The organism is Pseudomonas sp. X10 (genome assembly GCF_054889225.1).
On sequence record NZ_CM142677.1, the window covers coordinates 1,406,029 to 1,422,812 of the forward strand.

Sequence of the window (16,784 nt, forward strand, 5' to 3'; positions counted from 1 at the left end):
CAGGGGAGGCCTCAGCCAAGCCTTACTGGCAGGCTTCGCAATCCGGCTCGTCGATGGCGCAGGCTTTTGGCACCGGAGCCGGGCCGGCGGCCTGGACCGGGGCGCTGTCGCCACCGCTGGACACGGCGTTGAGCTTGCCGGTGTTGATGGTCGACTTCTCGGTGCTGGTCGCGGCCAGGGCACGGAGGTAGTAGGTGGTCTTCAGGCCACGGTACCAGGCCATGCGGTAGGTCACGTCCAGCTTCTTGCCCGAGGCACCGGCGATGTACAGGTTCAGCGACTGGGCCTGGTCGATCCACTTCTGCCGGCGGCTGGCGGCGTCGACGATCCACTTGGTCTCGACTTCGAAGGCCGTGGCGTACAGGTCTTTCAGTTCTTGCGGGATACGCTCGATCTGCTGCACGGAGCCGTCGTAGTACTTCAGGTCGTTGATCATGACCGAGTCCCACAGGTCGCGGGCCTTGAGGTCGCGGACCAGGTACGGGTTGATCACGGTGAACTCGCCCGACAGGTTCGATTTCACGTACAGGTTCTGGTAGGTCGGCTCGATGGACTGCGACACGCCGGTGATGTTGGCGATGGTCGCGGTCGGCGCGATGGCCATGATGTTCGAGTTGCGGATACCTTTCTTGACGCGTTCGCGAACCGGGGCCCAGTCCAGGGACTCTTCCAGGTTGACGTCGATGTACTTGGCGCCACGGGCCTCGATCAGGATCTGCTGGGAGTCCAGCGGCAGGATGCCCTTGGACCACAGGGAGCCTTCGAAGGTCTGGTAGGCGCCACGTTCGTCGGCCAGGTCACAGGAGGCCTGGATAGCGTAGTAGCTGACCGCTTCCATCGACTTGTCGGCGAACTCGACGGCAGCGTCGGAGCCGTACGGGATGTGCTGCAGGTACAGCGCGTCCTGGAAGCCCATGATGCCGAGGCCGACCGGACGGTGCTTGAAGTTCGAGTTCTGAGCCTGCGGCACCGAGTAGTAGTTGATGTCGATGACGTTGTCGAGCATGCGCACGGCAGTCTTGACGGTACGCGCCAGCTTGGCGGTGTCCAGCTTGCCGTCGTTGATGTGGTTCGGCAGGTTGATCGAACCCAGGTTGCACACGGCGATTTCATCGGCGTTGGTGTTCAGGGTGATCTCGGTGCACAGGTTCGAGCTATGGACCACGCCCACGTGCTGCTGAGGCGAGCGCAGGTTGCATGGGTCCTTGAAGGTCAGCCATGGGTGGCCGGTCTCGAACAGCATCGACAGCATCTTGCGCCACAGGTCTTTGGCCTGGACGGTCTTGAACACCTTGATCTTGTTGTACTCGGTCAGGGCTTCGTAGTACTCGTAACGCTCTTCGAAGGCCTTGCCGGTCAGGTCGTGCAGGTCTGGCACTTCCGATGGCGAGAACAGGGTCCACTTGCCGTCGTCGAAGACGCGCTTCATGAACAGGTCTGGGATCCAGTTGGCGGTGTTCATGTCGTGGGTGCGGCGACGGTCATCACCGGTGTTCTTGCGCAGCTCGAGGAATTCCTCGATGTCCAGGTGCCAGGTTTCCAGGTAGGCGCAGACCGCGCCCTTGCGCTTGCCGCCCTGGTTGACCGCGACCGCGGTGTCGTTGACCACTTTCAGGAACGGCACGACGCCTTGCGACTTGCCGTTGGTGCCCTTGATGTACGAGCCCAGGGCGCGTACCGGGGTCCAGTCATTGCCCAGGCCACCGGCGAATTTCGACAGCATGGCGTTGTCGTGGATCGCCTTGTAGATACCCGACAGGTCGTCTGGCACGGTGGTCAGGTAGCAGCTCGACAGCTGTGGACGCAGGGTGCCGGCGTTGAACAGGGTTGGAGTCGAGGCCATGTAGTCGAAGGACGACAGCAGGTTGTAGAACTCGATCGCGCGCGCTTCCTTGTCCTTTTCCTGCAGGGCCAGGCCCATGGCAACGCGCATGAAGAACACCTGCGGCAGCTCGAAACGCACGCCATCCTTGTGGATGAAGTAGCGGTCGTACAGGGTCTGCAGGCCCAGGTAGGTGAATTGCTGGTCACGCTCGTGGTCGATGGCTTTGCCCAGGCGCTCCAGGTCATAGCTTTTCAGGGCCGGGTCGAGCAGCTCGAATTCCACGCCCTTGGCGACGTAGGCCGGCAAGGCCTTGGCGTACAGCTCGGCCATCTCGTGGTGGGTGGCGCTGTCAGCCACGCCGAGGAAGCCCAGGCCTTCGGCACGCAGGGTGTCCATCAGCAGGCGGGCGGTGACGAAGGAGTAGTTCGGCTCGCGCTCGACCAGAGTACGGGCGGTCATCACCAGGGCGGTGTTGACGTCCTTGATGGCCACGCCGTCATAGAGGTTCTTCAGGGTGTCGCGCTGGATCAGGTCGCCATCGACTTCGGCCAGGCCTTCGCAGGCTTCGCTGATGATGGTGTTCAGGCGCGCCATGTCCAGCGGCGACAGGCTGCCGTCGGCCAGGGTGATGCGGATGCTTGGGTGCGGCTCGACCACCGAATCGGTGTTGGAGCGGGTGGCTCGCTCGCGGGCACGCTGTTCGCGGTAGATCACGTAGTCGCGGGCGACCTTCTGCTCGCCGGCGCGCATCAGGGCCAGTTCGACCTGGTCCTGGATTTCTTCGATGTGGATGGTGCCGCCCGATGGCATGCGACGCTTGAACGTGGCGGTGACCTGTTCGGTCAGGCGCGCGACGGTGTCGTGGATGCGCGACGAGGCGGCGGCGGTACCGCCCTCAACTGCGAGGAACGCCTTGGTGATGGCCACGGTGATTTTGTCGTCGGTGTAGGGGACGACAGTGCCATTGCGCTTGATAACACGCAGTTGGCCCGGTGCGGTGGCGGCCAGATCCTGGTTCGAATCGGCGGCCTGAGGCACCTTGGCCTGCGGGTTCTCGCGAGTTGTGTCGGTTTGCATGGGGGTGTGTCTCCACAGTCTCTATGTTTATTCAGGCGCCTTGTGGGCGCCCACCGTTCCGTCCACCAGCTCGACGGCCCGACCAGGGGATGCGCCACCAAACGTGCGCATCCGCCCGGACCGGGCGTACCGACTTCGGGACAGATCAGGAAAAAGGGGCAATCACTTGCCGCTCCCTGGCCGAAGTCAAAGGTTCTGGGCCATGCCCAAAAACTGTTGCTCACGGGTGCCAGGCCATGCCTGCAACACCCATACCCGAACAAGGCCCTGTGCGGGCTTGCAACGGTCGCCTCCGCAGGAGCGGTTTGGCTGCTGAAATCACTTCAGGTTCATGAGGAAAAAGCGCTATGAAAGGGCTTGAGTTTCCTGTTGAACTTGTGCTTGGGAAAATTCTTAAACCCCAAGATATAGTGTTTTGCTGCGATGGTGATACAAGATAATGCGGTATCCGGGTCTTTGCAAGGTGACCCTCTGTGGATAAGTTGTGTGTAGTTTGTGAGTGATTCTTGGGCCACCGCTGTAGGCCTTGTCCTAAAAGGACTTCACCTTTTTTCGAGGGGCTGATGCCCAGCAAGAGAATTTTTCGGGCGCGCACCCTACCACAAAAAACAGTCCTGTCGAGCCCTGCCGGAGAGGCCTTGGGTGAGGTTGGCAGGGCCGGGGGTGGAACGTAGTATCCTCAGCCGATATTGCCCTTTGGTGAAGGGGCACCCCTTGCACAATAACAAGGCAGAAGAGGTGGGGCCGTGGAGCAGGCAAGCAATCGCGTATTGATCGTCGAGGATGACCAGCGGCTGGCCGAACTGACTGCGGAATACCTGCAGGCCAATGGCTTCGAAGTCGCGGTGGAAGGCGATGGCGCCCGTGCGGCGCGCAGGATCATCGACAGCCAGCCGGACCTGGTGATCCTCGACCTGATGCTGCCTGGCGAAGATGGCTTGAGCATCTGCCGTAAGGTGCGCGCCCACTACCCGGGGCCAATCCTGATACTCACCGCGCGCAGTGATGAGCTGGACCAGGTGCAGGGCCTGGACCTGGGTGCGGACGACTATGTGTGCAAGCCAGTGCGTCCGCGCCTGCTGCTGGCGCGGATCAATGCCCTGCTGCGGCGCAGCGAGACGCCGGAGAGCAAGCGCCAGAGCCTGCAGTTCGGCCCCCTGCGGATCGACAACAGCCTGCGTGAAGCGTGGCTGAACGAACAGGGCATCGAGCTGACCAGCGCCGAATTCGACCTGCTCTGGCTATTGGTAAGCAATGCTGGGCGGGTGCTTTCGCGCGAAGAGATCTTCACCTCCCTGCGTGGTGTCGGCTATGACGGCCAGGACCGCTCCATCGACGTGCGCATTTCGCGGATCCGCCCCAAGATAGGCGATGACCCGATCCATCCGCGCATGATCAAGACCCTGCGCAGCAAGGGCTACCTGTTCGTCGCCGAGGCGGCGCAGGCGTTGGGCAACCCATGAATTCGATCTTCCTGCGCATCTATGGCGGCATGCTCGCTGTGTTGGTGCTGGTGGCCGTGCTCGGCGTCCTCAGCCTGCACCTGGTCAATGAAGTGCGTGCCGGGCAGCACCGCGAGCGCCTGGCTCAGGGCACTTTCAGCCTGATGGCCGACAACCTGGCCTTGCAGAACGAAGTGGAGCGCAAGCGTTCACTGCTGATCTGGGAGCGTTTGCTGGGGATTCCCCTGGACCTGCAGGCGCTGTCCGCCACACCTCTGGACGGCAGCCAGCGCAATCGTCTGCAGCGCGGCCAGGTGGTGGTGGAGAAGACCGGCCCCCATGCGGCGCGGGTATTGCGCCAGGTCGGCCAGCAGGATGTGCTGCTGGTCGGCGAGATCAAGCAGATCAGCGAGCAACTGGCGCGGGCCACGCTTTATTTGCTGGCGGACGAGCTGGTGCGTTACCCGGTCACCGAACAGCGACAGCAGCTCGAGACGCTGAAGCAGAGCAAGGGCTTTGGTTTCGACCTCGCCCTGCAACGCCTGGAGCGCGCCGGGCTGGATGATGACCAGCGGCGCCGGGTGGAGGAGGGCGACACGGTGATGGCCCTGGGCAAGGACGGCGATTCGATCCGGGTTTTCTCCGGGTTGGCGGGTTCACCTTGGGTGCTGGAGATCGGCCCGCTGTATCAGATGAGTCCTTATCCGCCGCAGTTGCTGATCCTGATCGCCTTCCTCGGGTTATGCCTGATCGGTCTGGTGGTCTACCTGCTGGTGCGTCAGTTGGAGCGGCGGGTGTCGGGCCTGGAGGTCGCCGCCACGCGCATCGCCCAGGGCAGCCTGGATACCCGGGTGCCGGCTGATGACGCCGACTCGGTCGGGCGTCTGGCAGCGGCTTTCAATGGCATGGCCGAGCACCTGCAGCGTTCGCTGACCATGCAACGTGAACTGGTGCGGGCGGTGTCCCATGAATTGCGCACACCGGTGGCGCGCTTGCGTTTCGGCCTGGAGATGATCGAAAGCGCTAGCAGCGAGCAGGCCCGGGAGAAACACCTGGCCGGTATGGACAGCGACATCCAGGACCTGGACAAGCTGGTCGACGAGATGCTGACGTACGCACGCCTTGAACAGGGCGCCCCGGCCCTGGATTTCCAGGCAGTGGACCTGGACGCCCTGTTCGACCGGGTGATCGCCGAACTGGCGCCCTTGCGCGCTGGGGTGACGGTCATGCGCGGAGCCTGCCAGGGCGCGGACGGACAAGGCGCCTGGGTCGAGGCGGAACCGCGCTACCTGCACCGGGCGCTGCAGAACCTGGTCAGCAACGCCATGCGCCATGCCGAGTCGCAGGTCTGCCTGAGCTATCACTTGGGCCAGCAACAGTGCCGTATCGACGTCGAGGATGATGGGCCGGGAATTCCGGAAGGGGTCTGGGACCGGATCTTCACCCCGTTCACCCGCCTGGATGACAGTCGTACCCGTGCTTCCGGTGGCCATGGCCTGGGCCTGTCGATCGTGCGGCGGATCATCTACTGGCACGCTGGCCGGGCCTCGGTAGGACGCAGCGAGCGCTTGGGCGGAGCCTGCTTCAGCCTGAGCTGGCCCCGCTCGCAGGCGCCTACCTGAAGCCGTTGCCGGCTAGACGCTGACCAGGCTCAGCAGATGCTCGCCCTGCACGCAGAACTGGCCGTCGAGCTCCTGGCCATGGCGCCACTGCGGCGACAGGTCGGTGAGCAGGCGCAGCCGGGCATGGCCGTCGGCAGACCACTCCAGCACTTCGGCGTGCTCGAAGTAGAAGCGTTGCCGGGTCAGTGGGTAAAGCGTCTTGAACAGACTTTCTTTGAGCGAGAACGTCAGGGTCACGGTCAGGCCCAACTGATCGCGGGACAGGCGTTGCCGTTCGGCTTCGGTGAGGATTTCCCCGGCCAGGCGTTCGGCGCGCTCGTCGCTGAGCAGGCTTTCCTGGTCCAGCCCCAAGCCCTGGCAGGCGTCTTTGGCGGCGACCACGGCGGCTGCCCAGCCCTGGCCGTGGGTGATCGAACCGTGGATGCCCGCGGGCCAGATCGGCGAGCGGTCTTCATGAGTGCCGGGGACATAATCCCGACCGTCCAGGCGCTGCAGTGCGGCACGGGCGCAGACCCGGCCGGCCAGGTATTCGGCCTGGCGCTTGGCCACTGAGCGTTGCAGGCTGGCGGTTTGCTCGATGCCGGCACGCTGAAAGTCGTCTGTGGCCAGGTGGGCCGGGTCGAAGGCACAACTGACCAGCACCGCGCCGGGAACCGGACGAGGCAGGGGCCAGTGGTGCTGGAGTGGGGCGCAGCAGGTAGGGAGTCTGTTCATGCCGGGTATTGTGCCAGCAGTGAAGCTTCGCGTGGGAGCGGGCCTGCCCAACAAGGTCCGTGCATGCCTCGACCCTTGCGGTCGACGCAGGCGTTGGGGCATGCACGGACCCTGCGGGGGCTGGCTTGCTAGCGTCTAATCAAACAACTTCTTGAAGAACGCCTGCATGTCCGCCCATGAACTCTCGTCCGCTGCCTTGTTATAGGCAATGTCCGGCCCGCCTCCGCTGCCATGCCCGGCGTGCCCCAGACGGTCGGCGTCAGGGTTGCTGAAGCCGTGCTTGGCGCCGGGGATGCTGACGAACTCGAAGCTCGCTCCGGCTTCATCCATTTCCTTTTTGAAGGCTTCTACCTGCTGCTCGGTGACCATGCTGTCGGCGGCGCCATGTTCGACCAGGATCTTGGCCTTGACGCTATCGGGCTTGGCCGGCTCCTGGGTCACCAGTGCGCCATGGAAACTCGCCACGCCAGCCAGCGGCTCACCCCGCCGGGCGGCGTCGAGCACCACCTTGCCGCCGAAGCAATAGCCGATGGCCGCCAGCTTGTCGGCGTTGGTCTGCGGCTGGAGTTTCAGCAGTTCAAGGCCGGCATCGAAGCGCCGGATGCTGGTTTGCGGGTCCTTGGTGGCGGCGACGCGGAAGGCGTCGGCATCCTTGGGATGCTCGGTGTTCTTGCCGTCGCCGTACATATCGATGGCCAGGGCGCTGTAGCCGAGTGCGGCGAGGTCGCGGGCACGGCGCTTGGCGTAGTCGTTCAGTCCCCACCACTCGTGTACGACGATGATGCCGGGACGCTTGCCGTCGATCGCGTCATCGTAGGCGTAATAGCCAACCAGGCGCTGGCCATCGGCATCCTGGTAGGGGATTTCACGGGTTTGCACCGCCGCCTGGGCGACGGCGGCGCTGCATATCAGGGCCAGGGCGAGCAGGGAACGCATGGTCGGTACTCCTTCTGGTTCGGGGCGATGCGGTTCGTTCAGCCGGGGTTCAGCCAGGGTTCAGCAGCGGTTCAGGGCGCCCTGATTACTCTAGCTGCCACACCCACACAGCGCATCAAACCGGAGTACAAACCCATGAAAACCATCCATACCTTGTTGATTGCCGTGGCCGTCAGCGCCGCCAGCCTCACCGCTCAGGCCGCCGACAGCACCTTCGCCAGCCTGACTTACGGGCAGACCAGCGACAAGATCCGCAAGTCCGGTCTGCTGGAGCGCAACACCGACCACCTGAACACCGACGGCATCATCCACAAGGACGGCACCTGGGGCGTGCGCCTCGGCCAGATAAACGACCAGGGTCGCTACTACCTGACCTACGACAACGTCTCCAACGACCATAGCGGCCTGAAAGTGCGCCAGGAAAACCTGCTCGGCAGCTACGATGCGTTCTACCCGCTGGGCGACAGCACCAAGCTGTTCGGCGGCGCCAGCGCCGGCCTGACCAAGCTCAGCCAGGAGTCTTCCGGCTACAGCCGCGACACCGATATCGGTTACGCCGTCGGCCTGCAGGCGGGCCTGCTGCAGCAGGTCACCGATAACGCCTCGGTAGAGCTCGGCTACCGTTATCTGCGCAGCAACGCCAGCACCGAGTTGTCCGAGCACGATGGCCCGAAAATTGGCACCCTGCGCCTGACCAGCAGCGCCCAGACCTACCTGTCGGCCAACTACACGTTCTAAGGCTGATCGCCGCTGGCGAACCGGTCGCGCCCGTGCGCGGCCGGTTCGCTGTTATGCTTTTTGTCTTTACCGGCCCTCTCATGGGCTACGCAGCCCCTGCAGGAGCGGGCTTGCCCGCGATAGGGCCCGAACAGACAACGCATTCCATGTCGTATAAAAGGAGAGCTGCATGAAATTGCTGGTGGTCGAGGATGAAGCGCTGCTGCGCCATCATCTGTACAGCCGCTTGAGCGAGAGCGGGCATGTGGTCGAGGCGGTGGCCAATGCCGAAGAAGCGCTGTACCAGGCCGAACAGTACAACCATGACCTGGCCGTGATCGACCTGGGCCTGCCTGGCATGAGTGGGCTGGACCTGATCCGCCAGCTGCGTTCCCAGGGCAAAAGCTTTCCGATTCTAATCCTCACCGCCCGCGGCAACTGGCAGGACAAGGTCGAAGGCCTGGCCGCCGGGGCCGACGACTATGTGGTCAAACCCTTCCAGTTCGAGGAACTGGAGGCCCGCCTCAACGCCTTGCTGCGCCGCTCCAGCGGCTTCACCCAATCGACCATCGCTGCAGGCCCGCTGGTGCTTGACCTCAACCGCAAGCAGGCGATCCTGGACGACCAGCCATTGGCGCTGACCGCCTACGAATACCGCATCCTCGAATACCTCATGCGCCATCACCAGCAGGTGGTGGCCAAGGAGCGCCTGATGGAACAGCTCTACCCGGACGACGGGGAACGCGACCCGAACGTCATCGAGGTGCTGGTCGGTCGCCTGCGCCGTAAGCTCGAAGGTGAGCGGGGCTTCAAACCGATCGATACGGTGCGCGGCCTGGGCTACCTGTTCACCGAGCGCTGCCGATGATTCGCTCCCTGCGCCTGCGCCTGATGCTGGCGGCGGCGCTGTTGGCCCTGCTGTTCATGCTGGGCCTGCTGCCGGCCCTGCAGAAGGCTTTCAGCCTTGCCCTGCAGGAGTCGATCGAGCAACGCCTGGCCTCGGACGTCACCACTCTGATCTCGGCGGCGCGTATCGAGCATGGCCAACTGCAGATGCCGGAGCAGTTGCCCGACGAGCGCTTCAACCTGCCCTATACCGGCCTGCTCGGTTACATCTACGACCGCCAGGGCACCCTGGTCTGGCGGTCGCGGGCCACGGCGGACGAGAACATCAACTATCAGCCCCGCTATGATGGACGCGGCAACGAGTTCGCGCGGATCCGCCAGGACGATGGCGAGGAGTTCTTCGTCTATGACGTCGAGGTCAAGCTGCTCGGCGGCAAGAGCGCGGCGTTCAGTATTGTCGCCCTGCAACCGGTGCGTGAGTACCAGAACACCCTCGATGGCTTGCGCGAGAAGCTCTATCTCGGATTTGGCGCGGCCCTGTTCGCTTTACTGGTGCTGCTCTGGGCCGGTTTGACCTGGGGGCTGCGTTCGTTGCGGCAGATGAGCCTGGAGTTGGACGAAGTGGAGATGGGCGCGCGTGACGGCCTGAGTGGCGAACACCCACGTGAGTTGCTGCGCCTGACCGGCTCGCTGAACCGCTTGCTGCACAGCGAGCGCGAGCAGCGCCAGCGCTACCGCGACTCCCTGGATGACCTGGCGCATAGCCTGAAGACCCCATTGGCGGTGCTGCAGGGTGTCAGCGAGAGCATGGGCCAGGGCAGCGAGGAGCGTGAGCAGGCGCGGGTGCTGCAGACTCAGATCGAGCGCATGAGCCAGCAGATCGACTATCAGTTGCAGCGCGCCAGCCTGCGCAAGAGCGGCCTGGTGCGTCACCAGGTGCAGTTGCGGCCCTTGCTCGATAGCCTGTGCAGCACGCTGGCCAAGGTCTACCGTGACAAGCACGTGGCGGTCAGCCTCGATGTCGCCGACCAGGCTCGGGTGCCGATGGAGCAGGGCGCCTTGCTCGAACTGCTGGGCAACCTGCTGGAGAATGCCTATCGTCTGTGCCTGGGACAGGTGCGCATCAGCCTGGGAACCGCACCCGGCCAGGTGGTGCTATGCGTCGAGGACGATGGCCCAGGCGTGCCGGTCGACCAACGCGAGCGCATCCTCCAGCGCGGTGAGCGCCTGGATCGCCAGCACCCGGGGCAGGGCATTGGCCTGGCGGTGGTCAAGGACATCATCGAAAGCTACGACGCCAGCCTGACCCTGGACGATTCACCGCTGGGCGGCGCGGCTTTTCGCATCACCTTCAGCCTCGACTGACCTGCCGGCGCAAATCCGCCAGCGGGCGGATTCCCGCCATCCTCGTGTGCTCACGGCCTGTGGCGGGCGGAAATCCGCCATCCTTCCTTCGCGTGGCTGCCCTGCCATTGGGCGGCCGACCCCGCAAAAACGCGGCTCTGCACCCATAGCGAGCATTCTGGCATCGGCCTTGCTATAGACCGGACAGAGTCCTGCCATGCAGCTCGACACAACAAATCCCTCCAAGTGCAGGAGGGTTCGCGCTTTAGGTGCCACAGCATCCTGGGAAGGATGGGCTCGGCACACTTGAGGAAAAATTAGCCATGACGACACGTCAGCCGCTGTACAAATCGTTGTATATCCAGGTGTTGGTCGCGATCACCATCGGTATCCTGCTCGGTCACTATTACCCTGAAACCGGCGTTGCCCTGAAGCCCCTGGGTGACGGGTTCGTCAAACTGATCAAGATGGTCATCGCTCCGATCATCTTCTGTACCGTGGTCAGCGGCATCGCTGGCATGCAGAACATGAAGTCGGTCGGCAAGACTGGCGGCTACGCGCTCCTGTACTTCGAAATCGTCTCCACCATTGCCCTGATCATCGGCCTGGTCGTGGTCAACGTGGTCAAGCCCGGCGCCGGCATGCATGTCGACGTCAGCACCCTGAACGCCAGCAGCGTGGCTGCCTACGCCGCCGCCGGCGCGCAGCAGACCACCGTCGGCTTCCTGCTCAACATCATCCCGAATACCGTGGTCGGCGCCTTCGCCAACGGCGATATCCTGCAAGTGCTGATGTTCTCGGTGATCTTCGGTTTCGCCCTGCACCGCCTGGGCAGCTACGGCAAGCCAGTTCTGGACCTGATCGACCGCTTCGCCCATGTCATGTTCAACATCATCAACATGATCATGAAGCTGGCCCCGATCGGTGCCTTCGGTGCCATCGCCTTCACCATCGGCCAGTATGGCGTCGGCTCGCTGGTGCAACTGGGCTACCTGATGATGTGCTTCTACATCACTTGCCTGCTGTTCATCCTCGTGGTGCTCGGCGGTATCGCCCGCGCCCATGGCTTCAGCATCCTCAAGCTGATCCGCTACATCCGTGAAGAGCTGATGATCGTCCTGGGGACCTCCTCCTCGGAATCGGTCCTGCCACGCATGCTGACCAAGATGGAACGCCTGGGCGCGAAGAAATCCGTGGTTGGCCTGGTGATCCCGACCGGCTACTCGTTCAACCTCGACGGCACCTCGATCTACCTGACCATGGCCGCGGTGTTCATCGCTCAGGCTACCGACACCACCATGGACATCACCCACCAGATCACCCTGCTGCTGGTGCTGCTGGTAGCCTCCAAGGGTGCTGCGGGCGTTACTGGTTCGGGTTTCATCGTTCTGGCTGCGACCCTGTCCGCTGTTGGCCACCTGCCGGTTGCCGGCCTGGCGCTGATCCTGGGCATCGATCGCTTCATGTCCGAAGCCCGCGCCCTGACCAACCTGATCGGCAACGCCGTCGCCACCGTGGTCGTGGCCAAGTGGGTCAAGGAACTGGACACCGACCAGTTGCAGGCCGAACTGGCCTCTGGCGGCTCCTCGATCATCGACACCCGTCCGACCGACGACCTGGGCGTGGCCGAAGGTGCTGCCCGTTGATCCAGCGCTAGCGTGAAATGAAAGCCCATCTTCGGATGGGCTTTTTTGTATCTGATGACCCGTCCCGAAGGCGCGTTACTCGCGAGATTTTTGCGCCTACTCGACCCTGGTCTGGCCGCTGTACACCAGAATCTCCTGGCATCGCCGGCACAGATACCTGCGCCCCTGGCGCACTAGCTTGTGGCGTTGGGCGCTGAACGGGAAGTCGCTGTCCGGGCAGGGGCAGTGGTAGATGTAACGGGTCGCGGTGCGGCGCTTGACCTCATAGTTGTGGCAGCGGTGAGGCGGTAATTCGTAGACCCCGCGCATGATCAACTGCCATTCCTCACCATGGGGCTGGATGCGCTCGCCGAACAGCTGATGAGCGACCAGGTGCGCCACTTCGTGGGCCACGGTCTGGCGCAGGAAGTCTTCGCTGTTCTCGCGGTACAGCTGCAGGTTGAAGCGCAGCAGGTTCTCGTGCAGGTGGGCGACGCCGGCTTTCTGGCCGCGCAGCTTGAAGCTGACTTGCGGGCGCGGGAAAGGGCGTTTGAAAAAGGCTTCGGCTTGCTGGTAACAGGTTTCGACGCGGGATTTGAGCTGCTCGGGCATGGCGGGGAATACTCTCCTGACCAGGCATTATGCCGCAAGCGCAGGCGGCCTGCCGAGCCACCGGTCAGCGCACACAGCCAAAGGCCGCCTGCTGGCGGCCCGTGGTTTGATGCCCCTGTGTTGGGTCTTTCTTTTGTGTATCGCGTTAGTTGGTATAGACGGGCCCCACGCCCAGGCCCCAGATGATCACGGTGGCGGCCATGATGGCTACCAGCACGACGAGGCCCACCGCCAGCACCGAACTGGAGAACAGGAAGCCTTCATCCGAGGGGATGTCCATGAAGGTCGGCAAGCCGACATAGAGTAAGTAGACCGTATAGCAGATCGCTGCCGTGCCCACGATCATGCCCAGCCAGAGGTGCGGGTAGAGCGCCGCCAAGCCGCCGATGAACAATGGGGTGGCGGTGTAGGTGGCAAAGGCGATGCATTGCGCCATGCTCGGGTTGGCATCGTAGGTGCGGGCCATCCAGTGGATGAAGGCGCCCATGACCGCCACCCCGGCCAGCATGGCCAGGTAGGACATGATGCTCATCCACAACGCGCTGTCCATGGTCAGCATGACCGGGGGGCGATCACCGATCACCCAGCCGACCTGGGTGGTGCCGATGAAGGCCGAGACCGCCGGGATTGCCGCCAGTATCAGCGTGTGGGTCAGGTACATGTGGCTGATGCTTTCTTCTTCGCCACGGATTTCGCGCCATTCCTGGTCGGGATGGGTAAATAGCCCCAGAACGTGATGGATCATGCCGGTCACTCCTATCGTCGTTGCCTTCGCCCCCCAGTGGAGCGCATGCGTCCCGAAGTCGAGGCCAGCGCCGAAGGTACGGTAATGTGGCCTTATGTCGCAGTATAGGAAGCAGATGGCGGCATAAAACCGGCTTTTTAGAGCAAATTGCGCTGTCAAGGAGCAGGCTGATTCCCTTGCAGTCTTATCGCCTTCGGCGAGGCCTGCTATTGGTTCCACTCGCTGAAGGCCTGCGCGAATGAAACGACAGCAGACCCTACGCCCGCGCACGGTTTATGCGTAAAATAGTCCGCTTTTGTCACACCTCGCGGATCCAAGCGCTATGGGCACCCTTTCGGTCAACCAGAACAAACTGCAAAAACGCCTGCGGCGTCTCGCCGGCGAAGCCATCACCGACTTCAACATGATCGAGGACGGTGACAAGGTCATGGTCTGCCTGTCCGGTGGCAAGGACAGCTACACCATGCTCGATGTTCTGCTGCACCTGCAGAAAGTGGCGCCGATCAAGTTCGATATCGTCGCGGTGAACATGGACCAGAAGCAGCCTGGCTTCCCCGAGCACGTGTTGCCGGCCTACCTGGAAACCCTCGGCGTCGAGTACCACATCGTCGAGAAGGACACCTACTCGGTGGTCAAGGAGCTGATCCCCGAAGGCAAGACCACTTGCTCGCTGTGTTCGCGCCTGCGCCGTGGCACGCTCTACACCTTCGCCGACGAGATCGGCGCGACCAAGATGGCCTTGGGTCATCACCGCGATGACATCGTCGAGACCTTCTTCCTCAACATGTTCTTCAACGGCACCCTCAAGGCCATGCCGCCCAAGCTGCGCGCCGACGACGGACGCAACGTGGTGATCCGCCCACTGGCCTACTGCAGCGAGAAGGACATCCAGGCCTACTCGGACATGAAGGAATTCCCGATCATCCCGTGCAACCTCTGTGGTTCGCAGGAGAACCTGCAACGCCAGGTGGTCAAGGAGATGCTCGTTGAATGGGAGCGCAAGCACCCTGGGCGTACCGAGAACATCTTCCGTGGCCTGCAGAACGTAGTGCCGTCGCAGTTGGCCGACCGCAACCTGTTCGACTTCGGCAGCCTGAAGATCGATGAGAGCGCTACCCCGCGCTTCCTCGACGTACTGAACATCTGACCGGCATGCGCGATTACCAGTGGCTGTATGAATACTGCCTGAACCGCTTCGGCTCGGCGGCGGCCCTCGAGGCCTTCCTGCCGCAGGCGAAGACCCCGGCACAACTGCGCGCCATCGGCGATGACCGCTACCTTTCGACCCTGGCCCTGCGCGTGTTCCGCGCCGGGCTCAAGCACAGCCTAGTGGATGCCAAGTGGCCGGCGTTCGAGCAGGTGTTCTTCGGCTTCGATCCGGAGAAGGTGGTGCTGATGGGCGCCGAGCACTTGGAGCGGCTGATGCAGGACACGCGCCTGATCCGTCACCTGGGCAAGCTCAAGAGTGTGCCGTGCAATGCGCAGATGATCCTTGACGTGCAGAAGGAAAAGGGCAGTTTCGGCGCCTTTATCGCCGACTGGCCAGTGACCGACATCGTCGGCCTATGGAAGTACCTGGCCAAGCATGGCAACCAGTTGGGCGGTTTGTCTGCGCCGCGGTTTTTGCGAATGGTCGGCAAGGACACCTTCATCCCCACCGATGACATGAGCGCGGCGCTGATCGCCCAGGGCATCATCGACAAGGCCCCGACCAGCCAGCGCGACCTGGCGCTGGTGCAGCAGGCGTTCAACCAGTGGCATGAAGAAAGTGGCCGGTCGCTGTGCCAGCTGTCGGTGATGCTGGCGCATACCGTCAATCACTAAGGGAGAGCCTAGGGGCGCAGCGGCGCAAAATCAGGCTGCGTCGATCACGCCCCTTCTCCGGCCATCCGCCGCTCATACTGGAAGCGCCAGCGCACATACAGCAGCGCGCTGATAAACAACCCCAGGCTGATCAGCACCTCCAGCCAGCCAAACACGGCCCGGCCGGGGTCGAACGCGGCCAGCACGCCTTTGATGAAGTAGATGTTCACCACGAAGCAGGTCCAGGCATGCGCCCGGGCGCTGCTCCGCAGCATGCCGGGCAACAGCAGGAGCAGCGGGATCAGCTCGATGGCCAGGATCACCTCGACCCGGGCGCCATGCAGGTTGGCGAACCACAGGTTGTTGGCCGTCAGCAGGGCGATCAGGCCGAAGAAGAACGCCAGGCTCAGGGCCCGGGTCAGGCGCATGCGCGGAACCAGCCACGCCAATGGTGGCAGCACCTTCGGCTTTCTAGCCACGGCTGCTCTCCAGGGCCTTGGCAGTGTTCGCCAGGCGTTGCCCCAGGGCGCGGCACAAGGCGATCTCGTCGGCATCCAAGTCACGCTTGCCGTCAGCGCCGGCGTGGTGGCTGGCGCCATAGGGCGTACCGCCGCCGCGGGTCTCGAGCAGCGCCGACTCGCTGTAGGGAAGGCCCATGACCAGCATGCCGTGGTGCATCAGCGGCAGCAGCATGGACAGCAGGGTCGACTCCTGGCCACCGTGCAGGCTGGCCGTGGAGGTGAAGGCTGCCGCCGGCTTGCCGACCAGCTCGCCACCGAGCCACAGGCTGCTGGTGTTGTCGACGAAGTACTTCAGGGGCGCGGCCATGTTGCCGAAACGGGTCGGGCTACCCAAGGCCAGGCCTGAGCAGTGGCGCAGGTCGTCGAGGGTGGCATAGAGCGCGCCGGTGAGCGGAATGTCCGGGGCTACGGCTTCGCACTCGGTGGAGATCGCCGGCACAGTGCGCAGGCGTGCTTCCAGGCCGGCCATCTCGACGCCACGGGCGATCTGCCGGGCCATCTCGCTGGTCGAACCGTGGCGGCTGTAGTAGAGCACCAGAATATAAGGGGTGCTCACGGCAGGATCTCCAGCACCTTCTCAGGTGGCCGGCCGATCACCGCCTTATCGCCGGCGACAAGGATCGGCCGCTCGATCAGCTTGGGGTGCTGGGTCATGGCATCGATCAGTTGCTCATCGCTCAGCGCCGGGTTAGCCAGCTCCAGAGCCTTGTATTCGTCTTCGCCCGTGCGCAGCAACTGGCGCGGGGCGATGCCCAGCTTGCCGAGCAGGGCCTTGAGGGTGGCGGCGTCGGGCGGTGTCTCCAGGTAGCGCACCACGGTCGGTGCCAGGCCACGGGCTTCGAGCAGTTCCAGGGCGCCACGGGATTTCGAGCAGCGCGGGTTATGATAGAGGGTCAGATCAGTCATGACGGGTCGCATCCAGCTGGGTGTGGCGGCTATTCTAACCGCAGCGACT

Annotated in this window: 16 protein-coding genes; 8 read left to right on the forward strand and 8 right to left on the reverse strand. The window is 63.4% G+C overall.

What is annotated here, in order from left to right:
• Positions 1–22: 22 nt before the first annotated feature.
• On the reverse strand, positions 23–2,902 hold the full coding sequence (locus ACYU03_RS06545; RefSeq protein WP_461889035.1) for a ribonucleoside-diphosphate reductase subunit alpha: 2,880 nt from the start codon (positions 2,900–2,902) through the stop codon (positions 23–25).
• A 746-nt stretch (positions 2,903–3,648) separates the two neighbouring features.
• Between ACYU03_RS06545 and ACYU03_RS06550 the strand changes: the two genes are divergently transcribed.
• A complete protein-coding gene (locus tag ACYU03_RS06550; protein WP_461889036.1) occupies positions 3,649–4,365 on the forward strand; it encodes a response regulator in 717 nt (238 codons plus the stop codon).
• Entirely contained in the window at positions 4,362–5,966 is a 1,605-nt protein-coding gene (locus tag ACYU03_RS06555) for an ATP-binding protein (RefSeq protein WP_461889037.1), read from the forward strand. Before ACYU03_RS06550 ends, ACYU03_RS06555 begins: the two co-directional genes overlap by 4 nt.
• A 12-nt stretch (positions 5,967–5,978) precedes the next feature.
• Here the strand turns inward: ACYU03_RS06555 and ACYU03_RS06560 are convergent, their stop codons facing one another.
• On the reverse strand, positions 5,979–6,680 hold the full coding sequence (locus tag ACYU03_RS06560; protein WP_461889038.1) for a 4'-phosphopantetheinyl transferase family protein: 702 nt from the start codon (positions 6,678–6,680) through the stop codon (positions 5,979–5,981).
• A 135-nt stretch (positions 6,681–6,815) separates the two neighbouring features.
• Positions 6,816–7,616, reverse strand: a complete 801-nt coding sequence (locus ACYU03_RS06565) for a dienelactone hydrolase family protein (RefSeq protein ID WP_461889040.1) — start codon at positions 7,614–7,616, stop codon at positions 6,816–6,818.
• Positions 7,617–7,751: 135 nt separating this feature from the next.
• Here ACYU03_RS06565 and ACYU03_RS06570 point away from each other — a divergent pair, with 135 nt between their 5' ends.
• The 4 genes from ACYU03_RS06570 (at position 7,752) to ACYU03_RS06585 (ending at position 12,169) form a co-directional block, all read left to right on the forward strand.
• Positions 7,752–8,354, forward strand: a complete 603-nt coding sequence (locus ACYU03_RS06570; RefSeq protein WP_461889042.1) for a hypothetical protein — start codon at positions 7,752–7,754, stop codon at positions 8,352–8,354.
• Between the two features lie 169 nt (positions 8,355–8,523).
• Positions 8,524–9,201 carry a response regulator gene (locus tag ACYU03_RS06575; RefSeq protein WP_461889044.1) on the forward strand — a complete coding sequence of 226 codons (678 nt, stop codon included), beginning with the start codon at positions 8,524–8,526 and terminating at the stop codon, positions 9,199–9,201.
• A complete protein-coding gene (locus tag ACYU03_RS06580) occupies positions 9,198–10,544 on the forward strand; it encodes an ATP-binding protein (RefSeq protein WP_461889045.1) in 1,347 nt (448 codons plus the stop codon). Before ACYU03_RS06575 ends, ACYU03_RS06580 begins: the two co-directional genes overlap by 4 nt.
• A gap of 302 nt (positions 10,545–10,846) precedes the next feature.
• Positions 10,847–12,169: a dicarboxylate/amino acid:cation symporter gene (locus ACYU03_RS06585; protein ID WP_461889047.1), complete on the forward strand. Its 1,323-nt coding sequence runs from the start codon at positions 10,847–10,849 to the stop codon at positions 12,167–12,169.
• A gap of 96 nt (positions 12,170–12,265) precedes the next feature.
• Here the strand turns inward: ACYU03_RS06585 and ACYU03_RS06590 are convergent, their stop codons facing one another.
• Positions 12,266–12,760, reverse strand: a complete 495-nt coding sequence (locus ACYU03_RS06590; RefSeq protein WP_461889049.1) for a SprT family zinc-dependent metalloprotease — start codon at positions 12,758–12,760, stop codon at positions 12,266–12,268.
• 145 nt (positions 12,761–12,905) lie between these two features.
• Entirely contained in the window at positions 12,906–13,505 is a 600-nt protein-coding gene (locus ACYU03_RS06595; protein WP_461889051.1) for a Yip1 family protein, read from the reverse strand.
• Positions 13,506–13,827: 322 nt separating this feature from the next.
• Here ACYU03_RS06595 and ttcA point away from each other — a divergent pair, with 322 nt between their 5' ends.
• Both ttcA and ACYU03_RS06605 read left to right on the forward strand, forming a co-directional pair.
• Positions 13,828–14,652: a tRNA 2-thiocytidine(32) synthetase TtcA gene (gene ttcA / locus ACYU03_RS06600; protein ID WP_461889053.1), complete on the forward strand. Its 825-nt coding sequence runs from the start codon at positions 13,828–13,830 to the stop codon at positions 14,650–14,652.
• 5 nt (positions 14,653–14,657) lie between these two features.
• Complete coding sequence (locus ACYU03_RS06605; RefSeq protein WP_461889055.1) at positions 14,658–15,329, forward strand: DNA-3-methyladenine glycosylase I; 672 nt, start codon at positions 14,658–14,660, stop codon at positions 15,327–15,329.
• A 44-nt stretch (positions 15,330–15,373) separates the two neighbouring features.
• Here the strand turns inward: ACYU03_RS06605 and ACYU03_RS06610 are convergent, their stop codons facing one another.
• The 3 genes from ACYU03_RS06610 to arsC are packed head-to-tail and all read right to left on the reverse strand — an operon-like array spanning position 15,374 to position 16,735.
• The gene (locus ACYU03_RS06610) at positions 15,374–15,787 is read right to left on the reverse strand and encodes a DUF2069 domain-containing protein (protein WP_461889057.1); all 414 of its coding nucleotides are present in this window, start codon (positions 15,785–15,787) and stop codon (positions 15,374–15,376) included.
• A complete protein-coding gene (wrbA, locus tag ACYU03_RS06615) occupies positions 15,780–16,385 on the reverse strand; it encodes an NAD(P)H:quinone oxidoreductase (protein WP_461889058.1) in 606 nt (201 codons plus the stop codon). The genes ACYU03_RS06610 and wrbA overlap by 8 nt, the downstream gene beginning before the upstream one ends.
• Positions 16,382–16,735 (reverse strand): arsenate reductase (glutaredoxin), encoded by a 354-nt coding sequence (arsC, locus tag ACYU03_RS06620; protein ID WP_461889060.1) that lies wholly within the window; start codon positions 16,733–16,735, stop codon positions 16,382–16,384. Before arsC ends, wrbA begins: the two co-directional genes overlap by 4 nt.
• Positions 16,736–16,784 lie beyond the last annotated feature (49 nt).